General features: G+C 47.3%; 4 protein-coding genes and 1 tRNA gene. 3 read left to right on the plus strand and 2 right to left on the minus strand.

The features are described 5' to 3' along the window. Positions 1-17: 17 nt before the first annotated feature. Positions 18-93: transfer RNA gene (locus Q0314_RS04495), tRNA-Val, on the minus strand. A 335-nt stretch (positions 94-428) separates the two neighbouring features. Between Q0314_RS04495 and Q0314_RS04500 the strand changes: the two genes are divergently transcribed. From Q0314_RS04500 to Q0314_RS04510, 3 genes are all read left to right on the plus strand, one after another. Beyond that, entirely contained in the window at positions 429-1,982 is a 1,554-nt protein-coding gene (locus Q0314_RS04500; protein WP_298056980.1) for a flavocytochrome c, read from the plus strand. A gap of 79 nt (positions 1,983-2,061) precedes the next feature. After that, entirely contained in the window at positions 2,062-2,493 is a 432-nt protein-coding gene (locus Q0314_RS04505) for a cytochrome c3 family protein (RefSeq protein ID WP_298056982.1), read from the plus strand. Beyond that, positions 2,490-3,161 (plus strand): NapC/NirT family cytochrome c, encoded by a 672-nt coding sequence (locus Q0314_RS04510; RefSeq protein WP_297962964.1) that lies wholly within the window; start codon positions 2,490-2,492, stop codon positions 3,159-3,161. The genes Q0314_RS04505 and Q0314_RS04510 overlap by 4 nt, the downstream gene beginning before the upstream one ends. Before the next feature lie 720 nt (positions 3,162-3,881). Here the strand turns inward: Q0314_RS04510 and Q0314_RS04515 are convergent. Beyond that, a partial coding sequence (locus Q0314_RS04515; protein WP_298056985.1) for an OprD family outer membrane porin occupies positions 3,882-5,054 on the minus strand: 1,173 nt, incomplete at its 5' end.

The raw sequence follows: 5,054 nt of genomic DNA on the forward strand, positions 1-5,054 counted from the left end.
AATCAAAAGAAGCAAAATGGTGGCCCCGAATGGACTCGAACCATCGACCACTACCATGTCAAGGTAGTGCTCTACCAACTGAGCTACGGGACCGAAAAATGGAAATTTACCCAAAATAATATTGAAATTAGCTTAAATTTTGCGATTTTTCGTAAAAAGCGAAATTTGAGTGCGATCGGATTTTGTCAAATTTGATCACACTCTACAATCTGAAAATAAAATTACATAAAAGATTACACCTTAATAGAAAAATCTTGATAAATCTTAAAAATAAAATCTCATAAATTCATATCTATTTAGTCAAATTTACATTAAATCCCCTAAATTTAGGGATATTTATGGTAGAGCAAATTTTTAATAAAACTCACAGTAAACTCACGATATTATAATTATAATGCCGTTATGATATTTCATCCAAAGGAGAATGTATGCAAGAGCAAATGTCAAGACGCGACTTGTTAAAGCTAGGTATGGTGGGTGCAGGTGCGCTAGCACTTGGTGCTGTAAATGCGCAAGCAAGCGCGTTAAACGCAAAAGACGTCAAATTTGACGAAGAGTGGGACGTGATCATCATCGGCTCGGGCTTTGCGGGGCTTGCGGCAGGCTTAAAAGCGGCGCAAAAAGGCAGCAAGGTACTAATCCTGGAAAAAATGGGTCGCATCGGCGGTAACTCCGTAATCAACGGCGGCGGTATGGCGGTCGCAAACAACCCGGTGCAAGCAAAAACCAACATCAAAGACAGCAAAGAGCTATTCATCGCCGACTGTCTAAAAGCCGGTCTTGGTATCAATCACACCGAACTTTTGGAGACCTTGGTCGATCGCGGTATGGATGCGTATAACTTCCTAATTGAAAACGGCGTTCAGTTCAAAGAGCACTGCGCACACTTCGGCGGTCACACGGTCGCTCGCTCGCTGCTAACTACAAACGACTCAGGCTCAGGCTACATCCAGCCGATGCTTGAGAAATTTGAAGCGCTAAAAGACAAAGGCTGCGAGCTTCGCCGCCGTGCCAAATTTGACGACTTCGTGCTAGACGACAGCGGCCGCGTCGTGGGTATAACGATCAGAGAAGAGTATAGGTTCGACGATAAGCTTTACAGCGACGATCTAGAAAACACGAGCGGCACGAAAAAGACGCTAAAAGCAAACAAAGGCGTTGTTTTGGCAGCCGGCGGTTTTTGCCGCGATAAAATTTTCCGCAAGCTTCAAGATCCGCGCATCCCTGATGACGTCGATAGTACAAATCACGCGGGAGCTACCGCGGGCGTGCTACTAAAAGCCTTTGAAATCGGCGCGTATCCGGTGCAGGTCGATTGGATCCAGTTCGGTCCGTGGGCGAGCCCAGATGAGAAGGGCTTCGGCACCGCTCCGATCCTAACTCAGCAAGGCACCTTTAAATACGGTATCGCCGTGGATGTACGCAACGGCAAGCGCTTTATGAACGAGCTTGCAGACCGCAAGACCCGCGCGGACGCGGAGTTTAAAATTTTACGCGAGGATCCAAAAGCCTATCCGATAACCTTCGCCGATACCAAAATGGCGTTTAAAGACCTAAGCGAAGAGGTTATTTCTAAAGGCATGGCAAGCGGCAAGCTAGTGGGCGAATGCGCGAGTCTAGATGAGATCGCCAGTAAATACGGCGTGCCTGCGGATGCCTTAAAAGAGAGCGTCAAAAAATACAACGAAGGCGTTAAGGCTAAAAAAGATGAGTTCGGCAAGCAAGAAAGCGCGCTTAGCGAGATCAACGAAGCGGGACCTTTCTACGTCATCCGTCTCTCACCGAAGCCTCACCACACTATGGGCGGCCTAAAAATCAATACCAAAGCCGAGGTCTTATCATCTAAGACGAATAAACCGATCCCAGGCCTCTGGGCTGCGGGCGAGATCACCGGCGGAACTCACGGCGCTAGCCGCTTAGGCACCGTAGCGATCACAGACTGCATAGTTTTCGGAATGATCGCGGGCGAGCAGATCGCCTAACTAGGCCTGGGCGTAAGCTCTTTAAAGCCTTGCCGGTAGCGAAAGCGGACCGGCAAGGCAGTTTTTTAAAAGGTTGCAAATGAAAAAAATCAGTTTTACGGCGCTGTTTCTGTGCTGTATCATCGCGACTTTGTTCGGCGCGCCGTCTGCCAACGACGCCAACGCCACGGACATAGTCGTTTCAGATGAGCTTCGGGCAAAATACAAAATCAAACCTCATCACGAGTATTTGTCGTTTGACTGCGTCGATTGCCACATAAATCAAGGAAGCGATCCGTCTAAATTTAAAAGCATCGGCGACAAGGGCTGTATCAGCTGCCACGGCGACAAAAAGCAGCTCGCTTTGAGGCTTAAATTTATGGATACGCTCAAGGCCAATCCGCACAACTCCGTCCACGACGGTCCTACGCTATACTGCGACGAATGCCACAACGAGCACAAGGCATCTACGAATATGTGTACCGAATGCCACGAGCACGAAGTGCCGCAATGGATGGGGGTGACACCATGAGAATTTCTAAAAAATTACTAGCGCTTATCATCTTAATAAGCGGCATTATAGGGTTTTTCGTCGTCGTGCCGGTGCATTACGCGCTTGAGAAAACAAGCACCGATAAATTTTGCGACGTCTGCCACGAGATGGATCCGATGGTGATCGCCTATCAAGACGATGTCCACTCGGGTAAGGGCAAAACGGGCGTCAAAGCCAAATGCGTCGACTGCCACCTGCCGCACGACAATATCGTAAAATACGTCTATCAAAAGGCCAAAAACGGCGTGTTGGAGGGCTACTCGCACTTCTTCGACGAGCCTGAGAAATACGACTGGAGCGCAAGGCGCAAAAACCGCGAGCACTATGTGTTTGACAACGGCTGCACGAGCTGCCACGCCACCGTGATCGACAGCAAGATCACCTCCGAGCAGGCGCAACGCATGCACGCGCACTACAAAAAGCTCCTAGGCACCGAACGCGAGCTCAAATGCGCGAGCTGCCACGTAAGCGCGGGCCACGGCATCGGACTTCGCAACTACCTAGAGTACTGGCGACCGACGTATAAAATTTACGAAAAGAAGATGATGGAAGAAAAGATCAAGGCGAAGAAGGGATTTTTCGGCGACGAGTATAAACCGAGCGCCGAAGAGCAGGCCTTTATAGACGCTTCTAGCGCGAAGAAATAACGCCTTGGGATTATAAGCGTTTCAATTCGCGATTCAATTCATGCTCCGCCGCGGGTTAAATTTAAAGCTCAAATTTAGGGCTTAATTTGATCCGCGGCGAGTTAAATTCAGCGAAGTTAAATTTTTTCTCGCTTTTATTCCGCCTGATCTGGCAAGTAAAATTTTATCTTTTCTCATCTATTTTACGCCTTTCGGACGAGCTTTAAAATTTATCCAAATTTAAATTTCATCGAAAGAAACCGTGCAAAAATCATCGCTTTTTTTGATATTAGCGCCGTATACTAGGGCGCAGTCAATGCCCGCTATATTAAGGACTTAAAGACAAACATCAGTTTGCCGATGTCAGATATACAGTGCGCTTATTCTACGAAATGCTGCTGAAATTTTACTAGATTAAATAGCTGCGTTAAATTTAATAGCGAGGCTTTGAAATTTTAAAATTTAGCGGATCGGATCGGCAAATTTAAAATTTCATCTCTCTAAGTTTCGCCGAATCTATCATTTAAATTTATCGTCTAAATTTAGCCCTTGCTGCATTAAATTTAAGAGTCCGTGTAAATTTAGAGAGTTTAGATTAAAGCATTTAACAAGAAAGGGCTCGCTTGATAATGCAGATGAGAAAGAGTAAATTTTTCGGGTTCAAACGCCCTTTTTTGCGTCATATATGAGGCAGAATGATACGGATGAGAAAGAGCGGAAAATACTCCGCTCTTTAAAGCTTTAGTCGCCGCTTAGATCAAATTTATACGCAGCTTGTAACCATATCTCGTTCTCGTCGAACTTTCTATTTACGCCGCTAGCGTAGTGGTCGCTTCTCTCAAGCGCAGTGTAAGTTACGCCCAAGCTTAGCCCCTTCACGGCCTTAGGAGCGTAGTTTGCCGTTATCGCCCAGCCCTCTACGTCCATGCTGGTGCCGACCGCTTGACCCGCAGCCCCGCTAGCATTGATATTATTCGTGCCGCCTACTCTGTCCTGATCGCCTTTTACGTAGTGTAGCGCGGTTTTGAAGCCGTCCAAGCCGATAGCGCCGAAGTTATAATCAAGCACGATCTTGTGCGTATCCATACCCGCATATCCCGTGAAGACGAACGGACCTCTAATAGGCAGCGCAGTGTATGATCCCGGGCCGTTGCCGACGCCTAAAATAACGGCATCATCATCGCTAACGGTCGTATAGGCATACGATAGACCGAATCCGAAAAACTCGCTAACCGAGACTCTTGCGCCGAACATATCGCCGTCAAGCCTTCTTGGCTCCAGCCCTCCGTCCACGCGCGAGCCTTTGTAGTTAAGATCAAATCCCAGCTTTAAAACCTCGCCTACGGGCACTTTTACATTTGCCTCGGCAAGATACAAGCTAACGTCGCCGTCTTTTAACGCGTTAGCAGGTTTAACGTCCGTTACCGCTGCGTAAGCGCCGGTTAAAGTAGTATAAGGCAAGGACTTGTTTTGAACGTATGCGGAGAAGATATTTTCAAATTTTACGGTAACGGGACCCGTCATATTACCCAGAATCACTCTATCTTTAAATAAAGGAGCCTTTCCTTCGCCTGCCAGAGCGCCCATAGCGGTTTTACTCCTTCCTTGGAATTTATAAAACCATCCGCCCCACAAGGTAGTATCGGGGATATCTTTGTTAGATATCGCCACGCCCTCGAAAGCCTCTTTAAACGCTCTCGTATAGTTGCCAGCAACGAGCGGAGTAACGACATATTGTCTACCCGCCTTTATATCGGTATTTCCTATGCCGTATCCTAGGTATAATTCCGATAATACCGCACCTTTAGTATACCACTCCTTATCGTAGGCGATCTTATTGCTTGAGCCTACGTGATACGGCATCAACCAGCCCTGCCCGGTAAGCCCTATTCTAAAGCCGTAAAGAGGATCGGT

Source organism: uncultured Campylobacter sp. (genome assembly GCF_938040115.1).
GTDB lineage: Bacteria > Campylobacterota > Campylobacteria > Campylobacterales > Campylobacteraceae > Campylobacter_A.